Source organism: Gehongia tenuis (genome assembly GCF_014384795.1).
Classification (GTDB): domain Bacteria; phylum Bacillota; class Clostridia; order Christensenellales; family NSJ-53; genus Gehongia; species Gehongia tenuis.
This window is the reverse complement of record NZ_JACRSR010000002.1, coordinates 177,810-195,931: the sequence shown is the minus strand read 5'-3', so window position 1 is coordinate 195,931 and position 18,122 is coordinate 177,810. Positions and strand designations below refer to the sequence as shown.

28 protein-coding genes are annotated in these 18,122 nt (G+C 56.3%); all 28 read left to right on the top strand.

The genetic code is table 11. The features are described from left to right. Positions 1-11 precede the first annotated feature (11 nt). The 28 genes from H8696_RS07015 (at position 12) to gndA (ending at position 18,122) form a co-directional block, all read left to right on the top strand. Positions 12-197 (top strand): type Z 30S ribosomal protein S14, encoded by a 186-nt coding sequence (locus tag H8696_RS07015; protein ID WP_249316218.1) that lies wholly within the window; start codon positions 12-14, stop codon positions 195-197. A gap of 26 nt (positions 198-223) precedes the next feature. Further along, the gene (gene rpsH / locus H8696_RS07010) at positions 224-622 is read left to right on the top strand and encodes a 30S ribosomal protein S8 (protein WP_249316217.1); all 399 of its coding nucleotides are present in this window, start codon (positions 224-226) and stop codon (positions 620-622) included. A gap of 21 nt (positions 623-643) precedes the next feature. Then, positions 644-1,183 (top strand): 50S ribosomal protein L6, encoded by a 540-nt coding sequence (rplF, locus tag H8696_RS07005; RefSeq protein WP_249316216.1) that lies wholly within the window; start codon positions 644-646, stop codon positions 1,181-1,183. A gap of 17 nt (positions 1,184-1,200) precedes the next feature. After that, the gene (gene rplR / locus H8696_RS07000) at positions 1,201-1,569 is read left to right on the top strand and encodes a 50S ribosomal protein L18 (RefSeq protein WP_249316215.1); all 369 of its coding nucleotides are present in this window, start codon (positions 1,201-1,203) and stop codon (positions 1,567-1,569) included. Positions 1,570-1,581: 12 nt separating this feature from the next. Then, the gene (gene rpsE / locus H8696_RS06995) at positions 1,582-2,088 is read left to right on the top strand and encodes a 30S ribosomal protein S5 (RefSeq protein ID WP_249316214.1); all 507 of its coding nucleotides are present in this window, start codon (positions 1,582-1,584) and stop codon (positions 2,086-2,088) included. Between the two features lie 12 nt (positions 2,089-2,100). After that, positions 2,101-2,286, top strand: coding sequence for a 50S ribosomal protein L30 (rpmD, locus tag H8696_RS06990; RefSeq protein WP_249316213.1), 186 nt, complete (start codon positions 2,101-2,103; stop codon positions 2,284-2,286). 13 nt (positions 2,287-2,299) lie between these two features. Further along, on the top strand, positions 2,300-2,740 hold the full coding sequence (gene rplO / locus H8696_RS06985) for a 50S ribosomal protein L15 (protein WP_249316212.1): 441 nt from the start codon (positions 2,300-2,302) through the stop codon (positions 2,738-2,740). After that, positions 2,741-4,009: a preprotein translocase subunit SecY gene (secY, locus tag H8696_RS06980; protein ID WP_249316211.1), complete on the top strand. Its 1,269-nt coding sequence runs from the start codon at positions 2,741-2,743 to the stop codon at positions 4,007-4,009. Positions 4,010-4,082: 73 nt separating this feature from the next. Next, positions 4,083-4,712: an adenylate kinase gene (locus H8696_RS06975; protein WP_249316210.1), complete on the top strand. Its 630-nt coding sequence runs from the start codon at positions 4,083-4,085 to the stop codon at positions 4,710-4,712. After that, the gene (map, locus tag H8696_RS06970; RefSeq protein ID WP_249316209.1) at positions 4,709-5,455 is read left to right on the top strand and encodes a type I methionyl aminopeptidase; all 747 of its coding nucleotides are present in this window, start codon (positions 4,709-4,711) and stop codon (positions 5,453-5,455) included. Before H8696_RS06975 ends, map begins: the two co-directional genes overlap by 4 nt. 10 nt (positions 5,456-5,465) lie before the next feature. Further along, positions 5,466-5,768, top strand: a complete 303-nt coding sequence (locus H8696_RS06965; RefSeq protein WP_249316208.1) for a KOW domain-containing RNA-binding protein — start codon at positions 5,466-5,468, stop codon at positions 5,766-5,768. A 4-nt stretch (positions 5,769-5,772) separates the two neighbouring features. Beyond that, entirely contained in the window at positions 5,773-5,994 is a 222-nt protein-coding gene (gene infA / locus H8696_RS06960) for a translation initiation factor IF-1 (RefSeq protein WP_249316207.1), read from the top strand. Positions 5,995-6,031: 37 nt separating this feature from the next. Then, on the top strand, positions 6,032-6,145 hold the full coding sequence (gene rpmJ, locus H8696_RS06955; RefSeq protein WP_003448032.1) for a 50S ribosomal protein L36: 114 nt from the start codon (positions 6,032-6,034) through the stop codon (positions 6,143-6,145). Positions 6,146-6,276: 131 nt separating this feature from the next. Continuing rightward, positions 6,277-6,648 carry a 30S ribosomal protein S13 gene (gene rpsM, locus H8696_RS06950; RefSeq protein WP_249316206.1) on the top strand — a complete coding sequence of 124 codons (372 nt, stop codon included), beginning with the start codon at positions 6,277-6,279 and terminating at the stop codon, positions 6,646-6,648. Between the two features lie 20 nt (positions 6,649-6,668). Next, the gene (gene rpsK, locus H8696_RS06945; RefSeq protein WP_249316205.1) at positions 6,669-7,067 is read left to right on the top strand and encodes a 30S ribosomal protein S11; all 399 of its coding nucleotides are present in this window, start codon (positions 6,669-6,671) and stop codon (positions 7,065-7,067) included. Between the two features lie 22 nt (positions 7,068-7,089). After that, on the top strand, positions 7,090-7,713 hold the full coding sequence (rpsD, locus tag H8696_RS06940) for a 30S ribosomal protein S4 (protein WP_249316204.1): 624 nt from the start codon (positions 7,090-7,092) through the stop codon (positions 7,711-7,713). A gap of 45 nt (positions 7,714-7,758) precedes the next feature. Further along, positions 7,759-8,706 (top strand): DNA-directed RNA polymerase subunit alpha, encoded by a 948-nt coding sequence (locus H8696_RS06935; protein ID WP_249316203.1) that lies wholly within the window; start codon positions 7,759-7,761, stop codon positions 8,704-8,706. Between the two features lie 17 nt (positions 8,707-8,723). Continuing rightward, positions 8,724-9,236 carry a bL17 family ribosomal protein gene (locus H8696_RS06930; RefSeq protein WP_249316202.1) on the top strand — a complete coding sequence of 171 codons (513 nt, stop codon included), beginning with the start codon at positions 8,724-8,726 and terminating at the stop codon, positions 9,234-9,236. Between the two features lie 75 nt (positions 9,237-9,311). After that, complete coding sequence (locus H8696_RS06925; RefSeq protein WP_249316201.1) at positions 9,312-10,145, top strand: energy-coupling factor transporter ATPase; 834 nt, start codon at positions 9,312-9,314, stop codon at positions 10,143-10,145. After that, positions 10,130-10,993 carry an energy-coupling factor transporter ATPase gene (locus tag H8696_RS06920; RefSeq protein WP_249316200.1) on the top strand — a complete coding sequence of 288 codons (864 nt, stop codon included), beginning with the start codon at positions 10,130-10,132 and terminating at the stop codon, positions 10,991-10,993. The genes H8696_RS06925 and H8696_RS06920 overlap by 16 nt, the downstream gene beginning before the upstream one ends. Next, positions 10,986-11,789, top strand: a complete 804-nt coding sequence (locus tag H8696_RS06915; RefSeq protein ID WP_249316199.1) for an energy-coupling factor transporter transmembrane component T family protein — start codon at positions 10,986-10,988, stop codon at positions 11,787-11,789. Before H8696_RS06920 ends, H8696_RS06915 begins: the two co-directional genes overlap by 8 nt. Before the next feature lie 2 nt (positions 11,790-11,791). After that, positions 11,792-12,568 carry a tRNA pseudouridine(38-40) synthase TruA gene (truA, locus tag H8696_RS06910; RefSeq protein ID WP_249316198.1) on the top strand — a complete coding sequence of 259 codons (777 nt, stop codon included), beginning with the start codon at positions 11,792-11,794 and terminating at the stop codon, positions 12,566-12,568. 113 nt (positions 12,569-12,681) lie between these two features. After that, positions 12,682-13,113 (top strand): 50S ribosomal protein L13, encoded by a 432-nt coding sequence (gene rplM, locus H8696_RS06905; RefSeq protein WP_249316197.1) that lies wholly within the window; start codon positions 12,682-12,684, stop codon positions 13,111-13,113. 12 nt (positions 13,114-13,125) lie between these two features. Further along, a complete protein-coding gene (gene rpsI, locus H8696_RS06900; protein ID WP_249316196.1) occupies positions 13,126-13,518 on the top strand; it encodes a 30S ribosomal protein S9 in 393 nt (130 codons plus the stop codon). Between the two features lie 128 nt (positions 13,519-13,646). Continuing rightward, positions 13,647-14,564, top strand: a complete 918-nt coding sequence (trxB, locus tag H8696_RS06895; protein ID WP_249316195.1) for a thioredoxin-disulfide reductase — start codon at positions 13,647-13,649, stop codon at positions 14,562-14,564. A 29-nt stretch (positions 14,565-14,593) separates the two neighbouring features. After that, positions 14,594-15,940: a phosphoglucosamine mutase gene (gene glmM / locus H8696_RS06890; protein ID WP_249316194.1), complete on the top strand. Its 1,347-nt coding sequence runs from the start codon at positions 14,594-14,596 to the stop codon at positions 15,938-15,940. 116 nt (positions 15,941-16,056) lie between these two features. Continuing rightward, positions 16,057-16,602: an NADH peroxidase gene (locus H8696_RS06885; protein WP_249316193.1), complete on the top strand. Its 546-nt coding sequence runs from the start codon at positions 16,057-16,059 to the stop codon at positions 16,600-16,602. 110 nt (positions 16,603-16,712) lie between these two features. Then, a complete protein-coding gene (gene gndA, locus H8696_RS06880) occupies positions 16,713-18,122 on the top strand; it encodes an NADP-dependent phosphogluconate dehydrogenase (protein WP_249316192.1) in 1,410 nt (469 codons plus the stop codon).

The window sequence follows — 18,122 nt, the reverse complement described above, 5'->3', positions numbered from 1 at the left end:
GGAGGAACAACATGGCAAAGAAGAGCATGATTCTTAAACAACAGAAGGAACCCAAATTCTCCACTCGGGCCTATACCCGCTGCCGTATCTGCGGCCGCCCCCATTCGGTGCTGCGCAAGTATGGTATTTGCCGGATTTGCTTCCGGGTGATGGCCTACAAAGGCGAGATCCCCGGAGTGAAGAAGGCCAGCTGGTAATTTGGACGAGGGAAGGAGGTTAAACGATGGTTGTTACAGACCCTATCGCGGATATGTTGACGCGTATTCGTAATGCGTTGGTGTCCCGTCATGAGTTCGTCGAAGTGCCCGCTTCCAATATGAAGAAGGCCATCGCTGACATCATGGTCCGGGAAGGCTATATCAAGAGCGTGGAAACCGTCACCGATGGCTCCCATAAGACGCTCAAAGTGAAACTCAAGTATGGTCCCGACAGGGAACAGGTGATCACGGGTCTTAAGCGCATCTCCCGCCCCAGCTTGCGGGTTTATGCCCGTAAGGACCAGATCCCGAAGGTCCTCGGAGGCCTCGGAATCGCCATTATTTCCACGTCCAAAGGTATCATGACGGACAAGGAAGCAAGAGCGAACGCCGTGGGCGGCGAAGTACTGGCTTACATTTGGTAAGCGGAAATACGGAGGTGTGAAATGTCGCGAATTGGAAGACTTCCGGTAAGCATCCCGTCGGGCGTAACCGTCAATGTGGACCCCAGCAATGTGGTAAAGGTTAAAGGACCCAAGGGAGAGCTTTCCCAGCAGATCCATTCGGATATGGAAGTGACGCTGGAGGATGGCCAGATTTTGGTCAAGCGGCCCAGCGACGACAAGGAACATCGTTCCTTGCATGGACTTTCCAGAGCGCTGGTGGCCAACATGGTCCAGGGCGTAACGGAGGGTTATCAGAAGAATTTGGAGCTTGTGGGCGTGGGCTACCGCGCACAGAAGCAGGGCCAGAAATTGGTGCTGAACGTCGGATATTCCCATCCTGTGGAGATCGAGGCCCCCAAGGGCATCGAGTTTGACGTGCCCGCCCCCAACAAGATCACGGTCAAGGGCATCGATAAGCAGGCTGTGGGCGAAATCGCTGCGAAGATCCGCGGCGTGCGCGCTCCCGAACCTTATCTGGGCAAGGGCATCAAGTATGAGAACGAGTACATCCGCCGCAAGGAAGGCAAGACCGGCAAGTAAGAGGGGAGTGACAAAGGTTGATTAAGAAGCTGGATAAAAACGCGTCCCGCAGAGCAATTCACGCCCGGGTTCGCAAGAAGATCAGCGGCACCGCGGAACGTCCCCGTCTGTGTGTGTACCGGAGCCTCAGCAACATGTACGCTCAGATCATCGATGATGTGAAGGGTCACACGCTGGTTGCCGCGTCTACTTTGGATCCTGATGTCAAAAAGGAACTGGAAGGCAAGGATAAGAAGGAAGCCGCCAAGCTGGTCGGTCAGACCATCGCCAAGCGCGCTTCAGCTGCCGGCATCACCCAGGTTGTTTTTGACCGCGGAGGCTATCTGTATACCGGACGGGTTGCCGAAGTGGCGGCCGGTGCCCGGGAAGCGGGACTGGATTTTTAAGGAGGGACTAGGATGCAGCAGCAGAATTTCGACGCTACAATTCCTGAATTTAAAGAAAAGCTGGTCGCCGTCAACCGCGTAGCCAAGGTTGTTAAGGGTGGCCGGAACTTTAGGTTCAGTGCATTGGTCGTTGTGGGCAATGAAAATGGTCAGGTGGGAGTCGGCATGGGCAAGGCCACCGAAATTCCCGAGGCCATTCGCAAGGGCGTGGAAGATGCCAAGAAGCATATGATCCACGTTCCCATGGTGGGAACCACCATTCCCCACGAAATCGTGGGTCAGTTCGGCACCGGCAAGGTGCTGCTCCTGCCCGCTGGCGAAGGTACTGGCGTTATTGCCGGCGGCCCCGCCCGTGCGGTGCTGGAAATGGCCGGAGTGCGGGATATCAATACGAAATCCTACGGCTCCAACAATCCCATTAACATCGCCAAGGCGACCATCGAGGGCCTCCGGTCTTTGAAGACCGTGGAGCAGGTCGCCCGCCTGCGCGGCAAATCCGTCGCAGAGCTGATGGGTTAGGAGGAGACGGCAATGGCTAAAGTGAAAATTGAACTCGTCAAGAGCACCATTGGATGCAAGAAGGACCAGATCGCCACGGTAGAGGCGCTGGGCCTCAAAAAGCTCCACAGCCAGGTGGTTCATGAGGTCAATCCCGCGATTGAGGGGATGATTTTCAAGGTCAAGCATCTGGTGAAGGTGGAAGCCCAGGAAGATTAAGGAGGTGGGACCCATGAAACTCCATGAATTGAAACCTGCCGCGGGCGCAACCGCCGCTGAAAAGCGCGTGGGCCGTGGTACCGGTTCCGGTTTGGGCAAGACGTCCGGCAGAGGCCACAAGGGTTTGAAAGCCCGCAGCGGCGGCAGCTCCCGGCCCGGCTTTGAGGGCGGTCAGATGCCCCTCGTGCGACGTATTCCCAAGCGCGGATTCACCAACATCTTTGCTACGGAATATGCGACCATCAACGTTTCCGATCTCAATGTCTTTGAGGATGGCCAGGAAATCACCTTCGAGGTGCTGAAGGCCCAGGGCATGCTGAAGAAGAAATATGATGGCTTGAAAATTCTGGGGAACGGCGAGCTGACCAAGAAGCTCACGGTGAAGGCTGCCAAGTTCACCAAGTCGGCCCAGGAAAAGATCGAGGCGGCTGGCGGAAAAGCCGAGGTGATCTAAATGATTGAAACGCTCAAAAATGCTTGGAGAATCCCGGAGCTGCGCAAGAAGATTCTTTACACGCTGCTGATGTTGTTGGTTTTCCGGCTGGGCAGTTATGTTCCCGTCCCCGGTGTGGATACCGCGGCTTTGGGAGCCATGGTCAATCAATACGGCGTTCTGGGCATGATGGATATCATCGCTGGTGGTTCCTTCAGTAACTTCACCCTGTTTGCGATGGGCATCACGCCCTACATCAATGCGTCCATTATCATCAACCTTCTGACGGTGGCCATTCCCAAGCTGGAGCGGCTTTCCAAGGAGGGTGAGGAAGGCCGCAAGAAGATTGCTCAGTACACCCGGTATTTCACCATTGTGCTGGCCTTCATTCAGTCCATCGGTATTATCATTGGTCTGGGCAACAGCGTGCTTTTGAGCACTGCTCTTCCCACCTGGCTCAACTATGTGACCATTGCGATCACGTTGACCGCCGGTACGGCTCTCACCATGTGGATTGGTGAGCGCATCACCGAGAAGGGCATCGGCAACGGTATCTCCCTTCTGATCTTCGCCGGTATCGTGGCCAAGTTCGCCACCTGGGTTCCCAAGCTGTTCAATCAGCTGGCCGCCGGCACGGTGAACTTCTGGGTCGTTCCCGCCGTGATCGTGGGTGCTCTCGTGATCATTGTGGCCATCGTTTTCGTGGACATGGGCCAGCGCCGCATTCCCGTGCAGTATGCCAAGCGGGTTGTGGGCCGCAAGATGTATGGCGGACAGAGCACGCATATTCCCGTAAAGGTGAATTCCACAGGTGTTATGCCCCTCATCTTTGCCATGGCTTTGGTGAACTTCCCCATGATGATCGCCCAGTTCTGGCCGCAAAGCGGATTCTATCTATGGTACTCTAAATGGTTTGGCTCCGGTTCTGTGGTATACTTCCTGATTTATGCGCTGCTCATCATCTTCTTCACGTATTTCTATACGCAGATCTCCTTTAATCCGATTGAGATCTCGAAGAACATGCAGCAGCAGGGCGGTTTCATTCCAGGTATCCGTCCCGGCAAGCCTACCAGTGATTATCTCAAGCGCATCAACAATCGCGTAACCATGTTTGGCGCGCTGTTCCTGGCGGTACTGGCTGTGGTACCGACGCTCTTCACCAGTTCCACGGGTATGAGCGCTGCCTTTAGTGCAACCGGTCTTTTGATTGTTGTAAACGTGGCCCTGGAAACCTCCAAGCAGCTTGAATCCCAGATGCTCATGCGTCACTATAAGGGCTTCTTGAAATAAGATTGGGCCAAAAGCTTGACAAGCAAGGGGTTTTAAGGGTACATTTATTGAGTTAAGCCAAAAGGAGGCGTCTATGAAGGTTGTGTTTTTGGGACCGCCCGGGGCCGGCAAGGGTACGCAGGCGGTTCGGATCAGCGAACATTTCAACGTCCCCCATATCTCCACGGGAGATATTTTCCGCAAGAACATCAAGGGAAAGACGCCGCTGGGCCTGAAGGTGCAGTCCTATCTGGACCAGGGCCTTTTGGTGCCCGATGATGTGACCATCGAAATTTTGCTTTCCCGTCTGACCGAGGCTGACTGTCAGGAGCGGGGCTATCTCTTGGATGGCTTTCCGCGCACGCTGGCACAGGCTGAGGCTGTGGACGGAAAAATTGAATTGGATGCCGTGATCAATGTGGATGTGCCGGAGGAGAAGCTTCTTCCCCGTTTAACGGGCCGGCGGGTCTGCAAGGACTGCGGTGCGACCTATCATGTATCCACGCTTCAGGGCGAAGCCTGCGAAAAGTGCGGCGGGCCGCTGATTCAGCGGGACGACGACAAGGAGGCTACGGTACTCAACCGTTTGAAGGTTTACCGGGAGCTGACCCAGCCGCTGGAGGATTTCTATGCTGAGAAAGGACTGCTACACACGGTGGATGGCGCACTTGCCATCGATGAAGTGCAGCAGGCAATCGTGGATATTTTGAAAGGATTTCAATGATCACCCTGAAAACGGATCAGGAGATTGCATGGATGCGTGAGGCCGGCCGGGTCGTGGCCGGTGCCCTGGAAGCCGTACGCCAGGCGATTCGCCCCGGCGTGACCACGGCGGAGCTGGACCGTATCGGCGAGACGTATATTCTCTCGCACGGCGCCCGGCCTTCCTTCAAGGGGTATCAAGGATTTCCGGCGGCCTTATGCGTATCTGTCAATGATGAAATTGTTCATGGTATCCCCGGCGACCGCATGCTGGAGGAAGGGGATATGGTGAGCCTGGACGTGGGCGCCGAGCTGCACGGCTACCACGGCGATGCCGCCCGCACCTATGGGGTGGGCGAGGTGGATGCAGCAACGCAACAGTTGATGAGAGTCACAGAGGAATGTTTCTGGAAAGGGATTGAACAGGCCCGCGTGGGCAGCCGGCTTTCGGATGTCTCCCACGCGATTCAAGTTCATGCCGAATCTTTTGGTTATTCCGTTCCTCGTGAGATTACGGGCCATGGCATTGGCAGGAACCTCCATGAGGATCCAACCGTTCCCAACTACGGGCGGGCGGGCCACGGCGAGCGGCTTAAAGCGGGAATGACCCTGGCGGTCGAACCCATGATTGCCGCCGGCAGGAGGCATATTGAAGTGCTGGACAATGACTGGACCATCGTCACCGTCGATCAAAGCCGTTCCGCTCATTATGAGAATACGATTTTGATTACGGAGGGCGACCCCGTGATCTTGACGGCGCCATAGGAGGTAAAGGATGGCGAACAATGTTTATCCTGAAGCCGGCCGTGTGGTGCAGTCTCGGGCGGGCAGGGACCGCGGCCGGTATTTCATCGTGCTGAGGCCCTGTGACGATGAGCACGTATATGTCGTGGACGGCCAGCTCAGAAAGCTGGAGCGCCCCAAGAAGAAGAAGCTGAAACACCTGATGGTGCGGCCCGAACTGGCCGTCTCCATCCAGGAGAAGATTGGGAGCGGCAAGAAGATCTTCGATTCCGAGATCAGAGGGTATTTGGACTCTCTGGGCTATGGATTCAGGAACCCCAAAAGGGAGGAATGAGAATTTGTCCAAACAGGATGTCATCGAAGTGGAAGGTACCGTGGTGGAATCCTTTCCCAACGCAATGTTTCAGGTTGAGCTGGAGAATGGGCACCGGGTATTGGCCCATATTTCCGGGAAACTCCGAATGAATTTCATTCGGATACTGCCGGGTGATAAAGTGACCATTGAGCTTAGTCCTTATGATTTGACCCGCGGACGGATTGTCTGGCGGGGCAAGTCCTAATGATAAACGCAAACAAACGAGGAGGAGGGACCATTTCATGAAGGTTCGGCCGTCGGTAAAACCCATTTGTGAGAAGTGCAAGATCATCCGCCGTAAGGGCCGGGTGATGGTAATCTGTGAAAATCCCAAGCACAAGCAGAAGCAAGGCTGAGGATTGAATAGAATGCTGCACGGATGCGGCTGCCCGAAAAGGTTACTGCATCGGCCTGGGACGGGATTCGTGCGGTTTTATTCGATGCAGAGACGCATAACAAAAATGCTATGCTGGAGGTGTAGACAAATATGGCACGTATTGCTGGCGTTGATCTGCCCAATGAAAAGCGGGTGGAGATCGGCTTAACCTATATTCTGGGTATTGGCCGTAAGCGTGCAAACGAGATTCTTGAGGCCACCGGCGTCAATCCGGATACCCGTGTTCGCGATCTTTCCGAGAGCGATGTGGGTAAGCTTCGGGAATACATTGACAAAGAACTGAAGGTGGAAGGCGAACTTCGCCGTGAAACCGCTTTGAACATCAAACGTCTTATGGAGATCGGCTGCTATCGCGGCATCCGTCATCGCCGGGGTCTTCCTGTGCGCGGACAGAGCACCAAGCAGAACGCCCGTACCCGCAAGGGTCCCAAGAAGACGGTGGGCGGTAAGAAGAAGAAGTAATCGAGGAGGGTCGTTAATCTATGGCAAAGCCCAAGATGAAAAAAACCGTCAGAAAGCGCCGCGACCGCAAACGCGTTGAGCGTGGTGCTGCCCATATTCGTTCTTCCTTTAACAACACCATTGTGACCATCACCGACACGCAGGGCAACGCTCTTTCCTGGGCGAGTGCGGGCGGTATGGGTTTCCGTGGTTCCAGGAAGAGCACGCCCTTCGCCGCCCAGGTGGCTGCGGAGACCGCTGCGAAAGCGGCTATGGAGTATGGCCTTCGCAGCGTGGAAGTGTATGTGAAGGGACCGGGATCCGGCCGTGAAGCCGCCATTCGTTCCCTGCAGGCCGCGGGCCTAGAAGTTAACATGATCAAGGACGTGACGCCTATCCCCCACAACGGATGCCGTCCGCCCAAGCGTAGAAGAGTCTAACCGATAGGAGGGTTCCGAACATATGGCTAGATATACAGGTTCCGTTTGCCGGCTGTGCCGCAGGGAGGGGGCCAAACTCTTTTTGAAGGGCGATCGCTGCTATTCGCAGAAGTGCGCCTTTAATAAGCGTCCTGTACCGCCTGGAATGCACGCGCAGTCCAGAAGGAAACAGTCGGAATACGGTATTCAGCTGCGGGAAAAGCAGAAGACCCGCCGCATCTATGGGGTTTTAGAATCCCAATTTCGGAAATACTTTGAGATGGCTGAGCGCATGAAGGGCGTTACCGGCGAGAACATGCTCTCCTTGTTGGAGCGCCGTCTGGATAACGTGGTTTATCGCCTTGGCTTTGCCGATTCGAGGGCGCAGGCCCGTCAGTGGGTCATGCACGGCCATTTCACCATCAATGGCAAAAAGGCCGACATTCCTTCCCAGTTGGTGGAAGTGGATGATGTGATTTCGATCAAGGACGCCTCCAAGGATATGGAGAACTTCAAGGCTCTCCGCGAGAATGGCTCCACTTCCGTGCCCAAGTGGCTGGATCTGGACAATGCCAATCTTGCCGGTAAGGTTTTGAGCCTGCCGCAGCGTGAGGATATCGATATCACCATTGCAGAGCATTTGATCGTGGAGTTTTACTCCAGGTAATATGACTGCCCTCGATGGAATGAATGTGAAGGAGGGTTTGCCAGCATGATAGAAATTGAGAAGCCCAAAATCGAATGCGTGCAGATGGAAGATGATGGCAGCCACGGCGTATTTGTGGTTGAACCGCTGGAACGGGGTTTTGGCATTACGCTGGGAAATTCCCTGCGCCGGGTGCTCTTGAGTTCGTTGCCGGGCGTGGCCCCCACCAGGGTGCGTATCGAAGGCGTGTTGCATGAGTTTTCCACGGTTCCGGGAGTGACGGAAGATGTATCGGAGATCATTTTGAATCTCAAGCAGCTCTCCGCCAAGCTTTACAGCGATGAGCCCAAGACGGTCACCCTGAAGGCTGACGGACCGTGTGAAGTGACTGCGGAGAACATCACCGTGGATTCGGAGGTTGAGATCATCAACCCCTCGCTGCACATTGCAACGCTCAACGAAGAAGCCCATTTGGATATGCAGATCACCTTGGAGAAGGGCCGGGGCTATGTGGGTGTCGATAAGAACAAGTCTCCGGATAATCCCATTGGCGAGCTGCCCATGGATTCCATTTTTACGCCTATCCGCAAGGTGAACTTCAATGTTGAGAACACCCGGGTGGGACAGATTACCGATTACGACAAGCTGACTTTGGAAGTCTGGACCAATGGCTCCATCAAGGCCGATGAGGCAGTGGGCCTTGGCGCCAAGATTTTGAGCGAACATCTTTCGCTTTTCATCAATCTCACCGATCAGGTCAACAACGTGGAGATCATGGTCGAGAAGGAGGAGGACAAGAAGGAGAAGATCCTGGAGATGGCCATTGAGGAACTGGATCTGTCCGTTCGGTCCTACAACTGCCTCAAGCGGGCGGGCATCAACACCGTCGAGGAGCTGGTGCAGCGCAACGAGGAGGAAATGATGAAGGTTCGCAACCTAGGGAGAAAGTCTTTGGAGGAAGTGGAGCAAAAGCTTGCCGCTCTGGGACTGTCTCTGAAAAGCAGCAACGAGTAGGCTAGGAGGAGAATTGTATGCCAGGTTATCGTAAATTGGGCAGGCCTGCGGATCAACGTAAGGCCATGCTGCGCGGGCTTGTCACTTCCTTGGTTTGGAACGGCCGCATTGAGACGACGGAAGCGCGGGCGAAGGAAGTGCAGAGCATCGCTGAAAAACTCATCACCTTGGCCATCAAGGAGTGTGACAACTTCGAGAAGGCCGTGGTGCAGAAGAACAATGACAAGCAACAGACCGTGGACATCGAGACCCGTAAGGACCTCCCGTCCCGCTTGAATGCCCGGCGCAAGATGATGGCGTATCTCTATGATGTGCCGGAAGCCAAGCAGGCGAAGGAAACCAAGCTCGAGTACCGCGAACGCACCCGCACCATCAATCATCCCGTGGTGGAGAAGCTGATGGGCGAGATCGGCCCGAAATACAAGAAGCGTATGGAGGAAGTCGGTCAGGGAGGCGGCTACACCCGCATGATCAAGAAGGGCCCCCGGCGTGGTGACGCCGCGGAAGTGGTCATCCTTGAGCTGGTGTAGGTAGACCAAATGGAATGGGGGACTGGTGGCGAATGCAACCGGCCCCCCTTTTGTCGTTTGAAAGGAGGTTGCCCTATGGACCCCATTTTGCAGGTTCAACAGGTATCCTTCGGTTACCGTAAGGAGCAGCCGTTGCCGGTGGTGGAGGATGTCTCCTTTGAGGTGGAAGAAGGGGAGTATCTGGCAGTCATTGGACACAACGGTTCCGGAAAGTCCACCCTTGCCAAGCTGATGAACGCCCTTGTTGTGCCCACATCGGGCACGGTACTGGTGGGCGGCATGGATACAGCAAAGGAGGACAAGGTTCTCCAGATCCGTCAGATGGCAGGCATGGTTTTTCAAAATCCGGACAATCAGCTGGTTGCCGCCGTGGTGGAGGAGGACGTAGCCTTTGGCCCGGAAAACCTGGGGGTGGAGCCAGGCGAGATCCGCAGGCGGGTGGATGAGGCGCTGACCTGGGTCAATATGGAGGATTATGCGGCTTCGGCGCCGCACAATCTTTCCGGCGGCCAGAAGCAGCGCATCGCCATTGCGGGAGTGATTGCCATGCGTCCCCGGATATTGATTTTGGATGAACCCACGGCCATGCTGGATCCTTCCGGACGTCAGGAGGTCATGGACACGGTGATGCGCCTAAACCGCGAGGAGGGCATTACGGTGATTCTGATCACCCATTTCATGGAGGAGGTGGCCAGAGCGGACCGTGTTCTGGTCATGGACCAGGGCAGAGTAAAGCTCACGGGGACACCCCGGGAGATCTTTCGCCATGAGACCGAGCTTCGGGAGATGGGACTCACCCTGCCGGCAATGACCCAGGTGGCTCGGGGCCTTGCGGGAAGGGGAATGCCCCTTTCCCCCGATATTATTGATTTGGAAGAGATGGTGGATGCCCTATGCCCATCCGATTAGATCATGTCAGCCACGTCTATATGGCGGGCACGCCCATGGCCTCCATCGCCCTGGAGCAGGTGGACCTTTTGCTGGAGGAAGGCCAATTCATCGGAATTATCGGCCACACCGGTTCCGGAAAGTCCACGCTTATTCAGCATTTGAACGGCCTTCTGCGCCCCTCCTCCGGCGTGGTCCGGGTGGGGGAATACACCATCGGTCCCAAGAAGGAAGGCTCCCTGAAGGAGCTCCGGCGCAAGGTGGGCCTGGTCTTTCAATATCCGGAATACCAGCTTTTCGAGGAGACCATTGCTCTTGACATAGCCTTTGGGCCCAAAAATCTGGGCCTGTCCAGGGAGGAGACTCAGGAACGGGTTCAAGAAGCGCTGACTGCGGTGGGCATGGACTATGAAAAATACAAGGACGTGTCGCCCTTCGAACTGTCCGGCGGGCAGAAACGGCGGGTGGCCATTGCCGGCGTGCTGGCCATGCGGCCCGACGTATTGATCTTGGACGAGCCCACAGCGGGTCTGGATCCCCGGGGCCACGATGAAATACTCTCCATGGTGCAGAGCCTTCACCGCAAGGGGGAGAACACGGTGGTGATGGTTTCCCACAGCATGGAGGACGTGGCAAGACTGTCCGATACTGTGGTGGTGATGAGCGGCGCAAAGGTGGCCATGGTGGGCACGCCGGCGGAGATCTTTTCCCGGGACGAAGAATTGATCCGGCTGGGTCTTGATGTGCCCCAGACGGTGAAGTTGCTGGGCCGCCTGCGGAAGGCGGGCTGGAATCTGCCTCAGGGCATCTTTGACCTGGAGGAGACGGTGGCGGCCATCGCCCGGGAGTGGGAGGCGCGCCATGCTTAAAGACATCACCATGGGCCAATATCTGCCGGGCGATTCGGTGATTCACCGTCTGGATGCACGGGTGAAGCTGGTGCTGGCCATTGCCTTCATCGTATTTTTATTCTTCGTAAATAGTTTTGCGGGCTACGCCGTGGTGACGGTATACCTGGCTGTCGTGATTGCCTTGGGGCATATTCCGCTGCGGTTTTTGCTGAGGGGCATCAAACCGCTGATCTTCCTCATTGCTCTTACCTTTGTCATCAATGTGCTCTTTGGCGGCGAGGGGACGACCCTTTTTCGCTGGGCGTTTATTCATGTGACGGTGGAGGGGCTGCTCCAAGCGGTATTTCTGGCCCTCAGGCTGATCTACTTGATCATGGGCACCTCGGTGCTCACCCTCACCACCTCACCCATCAATCTCACCGATGGGCTGGAGCGGCTGATGTCGCCGCTGGCGAGGATCGGATTTCCTGCCCATGAGCTTGCCATGATGATGAGCATCACGCTTCGCTTCATCCCTACGTTGCTGGAGGAGACGGACAAGATCATGAAGGCGCAGATGGCCCGGGGTGCGGACTTTGAAAGCGGCAATGTGCTTCAGCGGGCGAAAGCCCTGGTGCCTTTGCTGGTGCCGCTGTTCGTGAGCGCCTTTCGCAGGGCCGACGAGCTGGCTATGGCCATGGAGGCCCGGTGCTATCATGGGGGTGAGGGACGCACCCGCATGAAGGTGTATAAGGTTGAAAAGGCGGACTGCATCGCCATGGGAGTCACCGCTTTGTTCGTGGCGGCTATCCTGTTCCTTCGGTATGGGGTGTAGTCATGCGCATATTGCTTAACCTGGAATACGACGGCACAGATTACTGCGGCTGGCAGCGCCAGAAAAACGGCTACGCCGTACAGCAGGCGGTGGAGGAGGCTTTAGAGAAGCTTCCAGGGCATTTTTCAGGGCTGACCGGTGCGGGACGGACCGACGCGGGCGTTCATGCCCTGGGACAGTGCGCCCATGTTGACTATGCAGGCCCCATTCCGCCGGAGAAACTGTTTTTGGCGCTCAATGGGACATTGCCCGGGGATGTGCGGGCAACGGCATCCAGACGGGTTTTGGACGGCTTTCACGCACGCTATGATGCCTTGGGCAAGACCTATCAGTACAGGGCCTGGAATGGGACCGTGCCTTCGGCGGTATTTCGCAGCACGGCCGGGTTTGTGCAGGGAAAGCTGGATGTGCAGTGCATGGACAGGGCCGGTCAAAAGCTGGTGGGCACCCATGATTTCTCCGCTTTTCAGTCCACGGGCCGGCCGGTGCGAAGCGCGGTGCGCACGGTCACGGAACTCAGGGTACTACGGGAGGACGGCTTCGTGGTCGTGCGGATCAGTGCGGACGGTTTTTTATACAATATGGTCCGCATCATTGCAGGTACGCTCTTTGAGATTGGAAAGGGCAGACTGAAGCCGGAGGTTCTGGAGGATGCGCTCGTGCGGGGGGACCGGGACCTTTTGGGCCCCACCGCAGCGCCGGAAGGGCTGATTTTGCTCCATGTTTGCTATTCCGAGGCTAAAATGGGACAAAACATCTTGACAGGCCGTGAGGGGTAAGATACAATAATATGGCGTTATTCCGGGATTCAGCCCCGTTTCCCGGACAATACTGGAACGAATGTAGACCAGCGTTCGTGTCCGACTGACATCATCCTTAGGAGGGAAGGCATTTGAAAACGTATATGGCTAACGCTCAGAACGTAACGCGCAAGTGGTACGTGGTGGACGCCGAGGGCAAAGTCCTGGGACGTCTGGCAAGCCAGGTTGCGGCGGTTCTGCGCGGTAAGAATAAACCTGAATATACTCCCCATGTGGATTGCGGGGATCACGTGATCATTCTCAACGCGGATAAGGTTGTGCTGACGGGCAAAAAGCTGGATCAGAAGGTTTTCCGCCGTCACAGCGGCTATCCCGGCGGTCTGAAGGAGACGGTGTACCGCCAGATGATGGAGAAGAAGGCGGACGTTGCCGTTTACGAAGCGATCCGCGGCATGCTTCCCAAGAACAGCTTGGGACGGGATATGATTAAGAAGCTTCGGGTATACAAAGGCAGTGAGCATGATCATCAGGCTCAGCAGCCCGAAGTGCTGGACATCGTGTAAGGAGGACGGCAGATGGCTCAGGTGCAGTATTACGGAACCGGTAGAAGAAAGACCTCCATTGCCCGGGTGCGTTTGGTTCCCGGCGATGGCAAGATTGTGATCAACAAACGGGATATTGACGATTATTTCAATCTGGAGACCTTGAAGATGGTCGTTCGTCAGCCTCTTGCGCTGACCCAGCTTGAAGGCCGTTTTGATGTTCTGGTGAACGTCAGCGGCGGCGGTCTCAGCGGTCAGGCTGGTGCGATCCGTCATGGTATCGCCCGCGCTTTGCTGAAGGCCGATGATAAACTGAGGACTCCCTTGAAGCGGGCGGGCTTCCTGACCCGTGATCCGCGCATGAAGGAACGTAAGAAATACGGCCTCAAGGCCGCCCGTCGTGCGCCTCAGTTCTCCAAACGTTAAAGATTCCCAAAAAAACGCGCACTCAGCGCGTTTTTTTTATGGGATGGTGGCTAGAAGCTCCGACGGTGTTGTATAATAATAGAAACCCCGTTTTCCGGGGAATACGAATGAATCGGGAGATCAGCAGCATGTATGATATTTTGATCGTGGGCGGCGGACCCGCAGGTCTTACCGCCGCTTTGTACGGCGCCCGTGCGGGATTTTCCACCGCTATTCTGGAGCAGATGTTTGCCGGGGGGCAGATCACCAACGTGGATATGATTGAGAACTATCCTGGCTTCCCGCAAGGCGTCAAGGGTATCGATTTAGCCATGGCCATGGAGGAACAGGCCCGCCGTTTTGGTGCGGAAACCATCTATGATACGGCCATCCGTCTCTCCCAGGAGGGAGAAATTCGGAAGGTGGAAGGCAATGGCGGAACCTATGAGGCAAGAACCGTGATCCTGGCCCTTGGAGCCACGCCCAAGACGCTGGGGCTGGAGCGTGAGGAGGAACTTCGGGGCAAGGGCGTTTCTTACTGCGCAACCTGCGACGGCGCCTTCTTCCGGGATAAGAAGGTGGCTGTGGTGGGCGGCGGCAACACGGCGCTCACAGATGCCGAGTATCTGGCGAGGTTTTGCAAGGAGATCTATGTGGTACACCGCCGGGATGAGTTCCGGGCCAGCGCTGTGCTGGTGGAGCGTGTGAAGAAACTTCCCAATGTAAAGTTCTGCACACCTTATACGCCCAAGGAGATTCTGGGCGGAGAGAAAGTGGAGGGCCTCCGGATTGAGCGGGTGGATGACCAGACGGCGGAGGATCTGCCGGTGGAGGGCATCTTCATCGCCGTGGGCACCAAGCCGCAGACGGCATGGCTGCAGGGTACCATTGAGCTGAGAGAGAATGGAAGCATTCCCTTCCATAAGGATTTCAGGACCAATATTCCCGGTGTTTTTGCTGCCGGGGATGCGCTGGACAGTGAGTTCCGTCAAATCGTGGTGGCGGCCGCCCAGGGGGCTCAAGCCATTCGGCAGGCCGAGGAGTATTTGCAGAACGCAGGATTCTGATCGTTAAAAAGCTGTGAGGTGGATCGTATATGGCAAGAATGTTTGGAACCGACGGGGTTCGGGGAGTGGCCAATGAAGAGCTGACCTGTGAGCTCGCCTATCGGATTGGACGGGCCGGCGCCAACGTTTTAACGGACGGGGCTCATAAGCCCACGATTTTGGTGGGACGGGATCCCCGTATTTCAGGAAATATGCTGGAAGCGGCGGTGGTGGCGGGGATCTGCTCCACAGGTGCTACGGCGGCGCTGGTAGGGGTGCTCCCGACGCCGGCAGTGGCCCATTTGACCCGCCTTTATGAGATGGACGCCGGTGTGATGATCAGCGCCTCCCATAACTCGGTCGAATACAATGGCATCAAATTTTTCGATGGCAACGGCTTCAAGCTGCCCGACGCCTTGGAGGACCGGATTGAAGCGCTGGTGAAGGCAGAGGACGATCTGCCGCGGCCGGTAGGCGTTCATGTGGGGCGGAGCATCATCATGCGCAATGCCACGGACAACTACATGGAATTTGTCAAGGCCACCACCCAGGCGGACCTGGCGGGCATGACCATCGTGGTGGATGCGGCCAATGGCGCGGCCTCCTACGTGGCCCCGCGGACGCTGGCCGATATGGGCGCCACGGTCCATGCTTTCTATAACGAGCCTGACGGCACGAATATCAATGACCTGTGCGGTTCCACCCATCCTGAACGGCTGCAGCAGCTGGTGCAGGAGCTGGGTGCTGATATTGGCCTGGCTTTTGACGGCGACGCGGACCGCCTCATAGCGGTGGATGACCGGGGCCGGCTGGTGGACGGCGACCATGTGATGGCCATCTGTGCCCTGGACCTGAAGGAACGGGGCGCTCTTAAGGGCAACACGCTGGTGGGTACGGTCATGAGCAACATGGGCCTTGAGATTGCGATGAGGGAAGCGGGCATCCAGTTTATCCGCACCCAGGTGGGCGATCGCTACGTTTTGGAGCGGATGTGTCAGGACCACTACTGTTTGGGCGGCGAGGCCTCGGGCCATGTGATTTTCCTCGATCATAACTCGACAGGCGATGGCCTTTTGACGGCGGTACAACTGATTTCCGTCATGGTCAGAAAGCAGAAACGGCTTTCCGTGCTGGCGGATCAGTGCATGGAAGAGCTGCCCCAGGTTTTGGTCAACATCAGGATCAATACGGACCGCAGAGAGTTTTTGCAGACCGATGTGGATATCCGGCGGGAGATTGATAGGCTGGAGAAGAGCTTGGAAGGCAAGGGCCGGGTGCTCATTCGCCTATCCGGCACCGAACCGCTGGTTCGGGTGATGGTGGAAGGCGAGGACCGCAGGGAAATTCAGCACAAGGCCAATGAGCTTGCTGAACTGATACAAAAAAAGATGTCCTGAACTATTGTTAAATTTTAGACAAAATCCTTGACGGGCCTTCGCCTGGGTCTTATAATCGAAGAAGAGGTTCGATAGAACCCAAGGGCAGTCTAAAAACAGTGAGGAGGATCTCTAAGATGAAAAAGTATGTGTGTCAGGTCTGTGGTTATGTGCATGTGGGCGACAGCGCTCCCGACAAGTGTCCCCAGTGTGGTGCGCCCAGGGATAAGTTTATGGAGAAGGCCGAAGGCGAGATGCAGTGGGCCGATGAGCACCGTGTGGGTGTGGCCCAGGGTGTGGATCCCGAGGTGGTTGAAGGTCTTCGGGCAAATTTCACTGGCGAGTGCACCGAGGTGGGTATGTATCTGGCTATGAGCCGTCAGGCGGACCGCGAAGGCTATCCTGAGGTGGCCGAGGCTTACAAGCGTATCGCATTTGAAGAGGCGGAACATGCGGCTAAATTTGCTGAGCTTCTGGGCGAAGTGGTTCATGCCGACACGAAGAAGAACCTGCAGCTGCGGGTGGAAGCCGAGTACGGCGCAACGCAGGGCAAGAAGGATCTGGCAACGCTGGCCAAGAAGCTGGGCTACGATGCTATCCATGACACCGTACACGAGATGTGCAAGGATGAAGCCCGCCACGGCCGTGCATTTAAGGGCCTGCTGGAGCGCTATTTCCAATAATGGATGGATGAAAAGGAGCGGAGACGCTCCTTTTTTTATTGTAAGAATGACTTGAAAACGATTTCCCTCTGGGTTACAATGAAGACGAAATGGAAAAGGAGGCTGTTGTGATGGGTCAGTGCGATATTGCTTTGATTGGACTTGGAGTCATGGGTCAGAATCTGGCTTTGAATATGGAATCAAAGGGCTTCCGGGTAGCGGTGTATAATCTTTCCGCCAAGGTGGTGGAGGCGTTTATGGAAGGGCGTGCCCAGGGCAAAAACATCGAGGGCTATGTTGAACTGATGGATCTTGTGGGCGCGCTGAAACGTCCGCGCAGGATCATGCTCATGGTGAAGGCGGGTGCGCCGGTGGATTCAGTGATCGATTCGCTGGTTTCGCTGCTGGAGCCTGGGGATTTGATCATCGATGGCGGCAACTCCCACTTCAAGGACACCATCCGGCGGGCCCAGCGGCTGCGGGAACAGGGTGTGCTGTATCTGGGCACGGGCGTATCCGGCGGAGAGGAAGGCGCCCTCAAAGGACCGAGCATCATGCCCGGCGGCTCCAAACGGGCCTACCGGCTGGCCGCCGATATCCTGGAGGGGATTGCCGCCCATGTGGATGGAGAACCCTGCTGCGGCTACATTGGGCCGGAAGGGGCGGGCCACTTTGTGAAGACCGTCCATAACGGCATCGAATACGGCGATATGCAGCTCATCTGTGAGGCCTACGATCTGATGAGGCGAGTGCTGGGCATGGATGCCAAGGCTATGTCCGAGGCATTCTCAGCCTGGAATGAAGGGGAACTCAATTCCTATCTCATCGAGATTACGGCGGATATCCTGCGCCGCAAGGACCCGGAGACGGACAAACCCATCGTGGACGTGATCTTGGATAGGGCGGGTCAGAAGGGCACTGGGAAATGGACCGCTCAGGAGGCGCTGGATCTTGGCGTTCCGGCGTCCATGCTGGCCGAGGCGGTATTTGCCCGCTGTATGTCCGCGAGGAAGGATGTGCGGCTCAAAATGGCCGGCATCTTTGGAAGACCGGACAAGGCTCAAAATGTGGAACGTGAGGAGCTGCTCGATGGACTGGGGAAGGCCATGTATGCAGCCAAGATATGCTCCTATGCTCAGGGCTTTGATGTGATGCAGGAGGCCTCGGACTTCTACGAATGGGATCTTAATTTGGGCAATATCGCGCTGCTCTGGCGGGGCGGATGTATCATCCGGGCCCAGTTTTTGGACCGCATCAAGGAGGCCTATCGGCTCAATCCTAAACTGGAGAATCTCATGATGGACCCCTACTTTGAAAATATCATGAAGCAAAATGAGGCCGCCCTGCGCCAAGTGGTTGTTCTGGCAGCGGAGGCGGGGGTCAGTGTTCCCAGCTTTTCAGCGGCGCTGACTTACTTTGACGGCATCCGCTGTGAACGCTGGCCCCACAATCTCTTGCAGGCCCAGCGGGATTATTTCGGCGCCCACACCTATGAGCGTGTGGACAGGGAAGGCCATTTCCACACCGATTGGGAGGCGTAG

Excerpts from the sequence above, each read along its gene's own strand:
- H8696_RS07015 (WP_249316218.1), top strand. The coding sequence starts at position 12 with ATGGCAAAGAAGAGCATGATTCTTAAACAACAGAAGGAACCCAAATTC.
- rpsH (WP_249316217.1), top strand. The coding sequence starts at position 224 with ATGGTTGTTACAGACCCTATCGCGGATATGTTGACGCGTATTCGTAAT.
- rplF (WP_249316216.1), top strand. The coding sequence starts at position 644 with ATGTCGCGAATTGGAAGACTTCCGGTAAGCATCCCGTCGGGCGTAACC.
- rpsE (WP_249316214.1), top strand. The coding sequence starts at position 1,582 with ATGCAGCAGCAGAATTTCGACGCTACAATTCCTGAATTTAAAGAAAAG.
- rpmD (WP_249316213.1), top strand. The coding sequence starts at position 2,101 with ATGGCTAAAGTGAAAATTGAACTCGTCAAGAGCACCATTGGATGCAAG.
- rplO (WP_249316212.1), top strand. The coding sequence starts at position 2,300 with ATGAAACTCCATGAATTGAAACCTGCCGCGGGCGCAACCGCCGCTGAA.
- secY (WP_249316211.1), top strand. The coding sequence starts at position 2,741 with ATGATTGAAACGCTCAAAAATGCTTGGAGAATCCCGGAGCTGCGCAAG.
- H8696_RS06975 (WP_249316210.1), top strand. The coding sequence starts at position 4,083 with ATGAAGGTTGTGTTTTTGGGACCGCCCGGGGCCGGCAAGGGTACGCAG.
- map (WP_249316209.1), top strand. The coding sequence starts at position 4,709 with ATGATCACCCTGAAAACGGATCAGGAGATTGCATGGATGCGTGAGGCC.
- H8696_RS06965 (WP_249316208.1), top strand. The coding sequence starts at position 5,466 with ATGGCGAACAATGTTTATCCTGAAGCCGGCCGTGTGGTGCAGTCTCGG.
- rpmJ (WP_003448032.1), top strand. The coding sequence starts at position 6,032 with ATGAAGGTTCGGCCGTCGGTAAAACCCATTTGTGAGAAGTGCAAGATC.
- rpsM (WP_249316206.1), top strand. The coding sequence starts at position 6,277 with ATGGCACGTATTGCTGGCGTTGATCTGCCCAATGAAAAGCGGGTGGAG.
- rpsK (WP_249316205.1), top strand. The coding sequence starts at position 6,669 with ATGGCAAAGCCCAAGATGAAAAAAACCGTCAGAAAGCGCCGCGACCGC.
- rpsD (WP_249316204.1), top strand. The coding sequence starts at position 7,090 with ATGGCTAGATATACAGGTTCCGTTTGCCGGCTGTGCCGCAGGGAGGGG.
- H8696_RS06935 (WP_249316203.1), top strand. The coding sequence starts at position 7,759 with ATGATAGAAATTGAGAAGCCCAAAATCGAATGCGTGCAGATGGAAGAT.
- H8696_RS06930 (WP_249316202.1), top strand. The coding sequence starts at position 8,724 with ATGCCAGGTTATCGTAAATTGGGCAGGCCTGCGGATCAACGTAAGGCC.
- H8696_RS06925 (WP_249316201.1), top strand. The coding sequence starts at position 9,312 with ATGGACCCCATTTTGCAGGTTCAACAGGTATCCTTCGGTTACCGTAAG.
- H8696_RS06920 (WP_249316200.1), top strand. The coding sequence starts at position 10,130 with ATGCCCATCCGATTAGATCATGTCAGCCACGTCTATATGGCGGGCACG.
- H8696_RS06915 (WP_249316199.1), top strand. The coding sequence starts at position 10,986 with ATGCTTAAAGACATCACCATGGGCCAATATCTGCCGGGCGATTCGGTG.
- truA (WP_249316198.1), top strand. The coding sequence starts at position 11,792 with ATGCGCATATTGCTTAACCTGGAATACGACGGCACAGATTACTGCGGC.
- rpsI (WP_249316196.1), top strand. The coding sequence starts at position 13,126 with ATGGCTCAGGTGCAGTATTACGGAACCGGTAGAAGAAAGACCTCCATT.
- trxB (WP_249316195.1), top strand. The coding sequence starts at position 13,647 with ATGTATGATATTTTGATCGTGGGCGGCGGACCCGCAGGTCTTACCGCC.
- glmM (WP_249316194.1), top strand. The coding sequence starts at position 14,594 with ATGGCAAGAATGTTTGGAACCGACGGGGTTCGGGGAGTGGCCAATGAA.
- H8696_RS06885 (WP_249316193.1), top strand. The coding sequence starts at position 16,057 with ATGAAAAAGTATGTGTGTCAGGTCTGTGGTTATGTGCATGTGGGCGAC.
- gndA (WP_249316192.1), top strand. The coding sequence starts at position 16,713 with ATGGGTCAGTGCGATATTGCTTTGATTGGACTTGGAGTCATGGGTCAG.